This is a genomic window from Candidatus Jordarchaeum sp., from assembly GCF_052745115.1.
The window spans coordinates 1-4,049 of record NZ_JBRAKS010000345.1 but is presented as its reverse complement, the minus strand read 5'-3'; the positions used below and the strand labels follow the sequence as shown (position 1 = coordinate 4,049).

Here is a 4,049-nt window from a genome sequence, read left to right as displayed (position 1 = left end):
AGGCTACAAATTCAACATATCAATAGATAAATACTTTGCTGAATGACTACGGGCTCTATTTTTCCTCTTAGCCGGTAATCTGCTTCTAGGGGGGTGGTGGGAATTTCTAATTGTTCGTTAAATTTAAATGCTTCAAAAACGACTTCTGACATGTGGGGTTCACCACCGTTGGGATGGTTTCGAGTACAATTATTCTTTTCGAACTATCCCAACAACCCACATACTTAAGGCGCCTTCTCGAGTTATTTATCGATAAAGTTTAAAAACTCTATCGTATATTAGTTTGATATTAAATGTAGAAATATAGACATTTATAAAAAAATATATTTACAAATGTAAAGGAATATTCGAAATTTAATTGATATAAATCTGTTATTTCGATACAAATATAAATAATAAATGTATTCACACATGATAATTCACAATATTTTAACAAAAGAAAAACCAATATGCTAAAATTCCAAGGTGTAGTAAATGCATGAGGTACACATCTGTGATACAACCTTAAGAGACGGCAGGCAGATGCCTGGAGTGTACTTTACACTCTATGAATGTGTAGAAATAGCTAGCAAATTAGATGAAATAGGAATAGATCAAATAGAAGTCTTCTGCCCTGGATACGTGCTAAAAGACTACTTCCTAATACGAGAACTAAACAAGATAGGTTTAGACGACAAGCTACTAGTCTGGCACAGAGGCCTAAAAGTCGACTTGGAGAAATCCATCAACACCAAACTAAAATTCGGCGCCGTTGCCCTATCAATTGCAACCGAGAAACATCACCGCGAACAGAAACTACAGATGAGCAAGGAACAAATAATAGAAAATATGTGCGAAGCTGTATCTTTCGCAAAGGATCATGGGCTTTACGTATCCGTGAACGCTGAAAAAAGCGTAGGCACGGAACCCCAGTATCTCATAGATTTCGCGAACGCAGTAACAGAAGCAGGAGCAAACAGAATAAGATACTGTGACACTCTGGGAGAGCTCATACCCCATGAAACATACGATATTATTTCAAAGCTGGCTAAGAAAATAAAAGTGGATATTGAATTCCATGGACACGATGATATGGGTATGGGCGTAGGAAACACTCTTGAAGCTTTTAGAGCGGGAGCAAAGTGGCTGGACACTAGTGTCTGCAGACTAGGAGAACGCGGAGGTTTTACCTCTCTTGAACAACTTCTTTACAACCTGTATAAACATTACAATGTTCAAAAATATGATGTGAGTAAAATAGCTGAACTAGCAGCCTTCGTACAAAATGTATCAGGGATGGATCCTCCACCAAATACGCCCATCACGGGACTAAATATTTACCGCCATGAGTCAGGAATTCACGCTCACGGAGTACTTAGGGACGTTAATCTTTACGAGAAGGTGAGAGCTGCAGAAGTGGGAATAAAAGAAGGCTCAATGAGAGACAAAATTGTTATTGGAGAAACCACGGGACGAGAGAGCATAGTCTACATACTCAAAGAGTTTGGAATAGAAATCGATAAAACCAATCCCATTATCGGAAAAATCTTAAACAAGATACAGGAACAATACCTTTTCGGAAGAAAAACCAGTGTTACCCATGAAGAATTAGTGGAATTGTACCAAATCTTTTCCACAAAAAACAAAATCAAACCAGTAACCACCATCGCAGAATTCTGAAAAGTCATCACTGAACACTTTTTTCAATTTTGTTTTCATCTCCTATTTGTTCACCTCCATGTTTTTAGTGTACCCTCTCTTTTTTTAGAAACAGTTTAAAATCCTACTTTGCTCAGTAATTCTTAAAGGAGGAAAAAAGGGTGCAAAAAACCGGGGTTACGGAGCTCTCTCTTCACGGAGGAAAGGCACCTAGATGGTTATTCAACCGTATGGTAAAGCTAGCAGACGTTATCACAGCTATAATTGTAGAGGAATATGGACCGAAAGAAGTAATTCAGAGACTTTCAGATCCCTACTTTTTTCAAGCCCTATCCTGTGTACTGGGATTTGACTGGCACAGCTCCGGAACCACTACTGTAACCTGCTCCGCCCTGAAACTGGCCCTGAAACGTCAGGAACACAGAATAGCAGTAGCGGGGGGCAAAGGATTAACCTCAAGAAAAGTTCTCACTGAAATACCTCAAATAGGAGAGTTCTTCGATATCTCAGATCAAAAAATAGACTCTTTAAAATATGCTAGCCGCATGTCTGCAAAAGTGGATAACACCGCCATACAGGCCGGCTACCAGCTCTACCACCACTGCATCTTCATCACCGATAGTGGCGAATGGAGCGTGGTACAGCAGGGGATGAATCCCGAATTCCGAAAAGCCCGGAGATACCACTGGCTCTCAGGAACCTTTAAAACCTTCGTAGAAGAACCCCACACCGCAATAGTGGGAGAAACCATCCACAAAAAGGTACTGGATATGACCTCCAAACAGAGCGAAGAATGCCGAAAAATCTCAACCGACCTAGTAAAAGACAACCCCCAACACCTAAAATCAATACTCTCAGAAAAACCATTAAATCAGGAAACCCTATTAAAATGGCTCCCCCAACCCGAAACCCCACCACCACAACACCTCAACCTTTTAAAAACCGTAAACTGGAACGCACTGATGAAAGCCTATCAAGCACAACCCAAAAACTACGAAGAACTAATATTCCTCAGAGGAATAGGCTCCTCCACCGTAAAAGCACTAGCAATGATTTCTGGACTAATATACGGAAAACCGCCCAGCTGGAAGGACCCCATAAAGTACTCCTTCACCTTCGGAGGAAAAGACGGAGTACCCTACCCGGTAAACCAAAAATCAATGGACGAAGCCACCAACTTCCTAAAAAAAGTAGTAGAAGAAACAAAAATCGAAACAAAGGAAAAAACACAAGCCCTCAAAAGACTAATAAAATATAATCCTTTCACCGAGTAACAATACTGTCAAAATAATTGATATAAAACAAAAAGTAGAATCCCCCACCTGATTGGAATTAAGAACCATCTAAGAATTAGCCCAGTTATTTATTCTCGCTTCAAAAAAGGCGAAGAGGAAGACTAAGAAAGAATGCCACAAACAGCGAGCCAAGGAAGAGAAGAATCAAGAAAATGGCTAATATTTTTCTCCGCAAACTCGATCCCTCCAAATTTAACACTAATGCTAAATTATCACTTATCTTAATCAACTCTCCCCCTTTTTATTTCTTTATGATATTCTATGGGTAGGTGAATTCAAAGTTAAAAAATTATATAAAAACTCTAAATGTATACTGTTAATTAAGATCACTCACCTTAACTGAAGAAGATATTAACCGACTTTTTAGATTAAATTAAAGATTTATAAACTCATGGCTTTGGGACAAAATTAGCAGCATTTCTTTCTCAGGGCTTGCTCTACTGGATCGGAACGATTTTCTGCGTATATCTAGGTGTTGTACTCTTTTAAAATAGCCTCTCCTCCATTTCCTCCGTTAAAAAAGAACATACTTAAGTTCTAAGTGAGACACCCTTCCAGAAGCTCATTTTCCACGGGGCCCCCGCCTCCGGGCGATAGATTCGCAAAATCTGCCTTTTTTTGAGACTTTTTCCTGTGTGCTTCAAGCCTGTTTCCCGGTCTTTTTTCGCTCCAACGTGTTTAAACCTTAAAAATTAATGAGAAACAACGATAAAACCATAAATTATTAGGCTAATAACTGAAGAAAAACGCAACAAAGATTCTGCAAATCTATAGCCCGGGGGATACGTCCTTTAACCGGAGACCTCTGGCAGAACCAGCCGAAGGGCGATAAGCCTACCAGCCACCACAGTTCCAAAAATTCAGGTGAAGCATAAACCCATCGACTAAAATCCGTAGAGACCCTGGCTGAAAGAACAAGCAGGAGGAGGCCCCACCAGCTCAAAAAAATGGAGCGGCTTGAGGGGGACAAGTTCAATCACACCCCCATGAGGAGGGAGGAAGAGGGCTAAAAGGGAAAATGCGCCTAAACCCACATATAGGGGAAGTAGCGGTGGCAGTCCCCTGGGGAATGTGCTCCCTGTACTTTTAAAGGGATATTTCATCCAGATTAGCTTC

At 40.3% G+C, this 4,049-nt stretch carries 4 protein-coding genes; 2 read left to right on the top strand and 2 right to left on the bottom strand.

Annotation, left to right across the window (positions count from 1 at the left end; translation table 11 throughout):
* Positions 1-11 precede the first annotated feature (11 nt).
* Positions 12-152, bottom strand: a complete 141-nt coding sequence (locus ACUVXA_RS17525) for a hypothetical protein (protein WP_445872576.1) — start codon at positions 150-152, stop codon at positions 12-14.
* Between the two features lie 322 nt (positions 153-474).
* Here ACUVXA_RS17525 and ACUVXA_RS17520 point away from each other — a divergent pair, with 322 nt between their 5' ends.
* Both ACUVXA_RS17520 and ACUVXA_RS17515 read left to right on the top strand, forming a co-directional pair.
* On the top strand, positions 475-1,659 hold the full coding sequence (locus ACUVXA_RS17520) for a homocitrate synthase/isopropylmalate synthase family protein (protein ID WP_445872575.1): 1,185 nt from the start codon (positions 475-477) through the stop codon (positions 1,657-1,659).
* Positions 1,660-1,799: 140 nt separating this feature from the next.
* Complete coding sequence (locus ACUVXA_RS17515) at positions 1,800-2,912, top strand: DUF763 domain-containing protein (RefSeq protein WP_445872574.1); 1,113 nt, start codon at positions 1,800-1,802, stop codon at positions 2,910-2,912.
* A gap of 745 nt (positions 2,913-3,657) precedes the next feature.
* Here the strand turns inward: ACUVXA_RS17515 and ACUVXA_RS17510 are convergent.
* A complete protein-coding gene (locus ACUVXA_RS17510; RefSeq protein WP_445872573.1) occupies positions 3,658-3,909 on the bottom strand; it encodes a hypothetical protein in 252 nt (83 codons plus the stop codon).
* Positions 3,910-4,049: the final 140 nt, after the last annotated feature.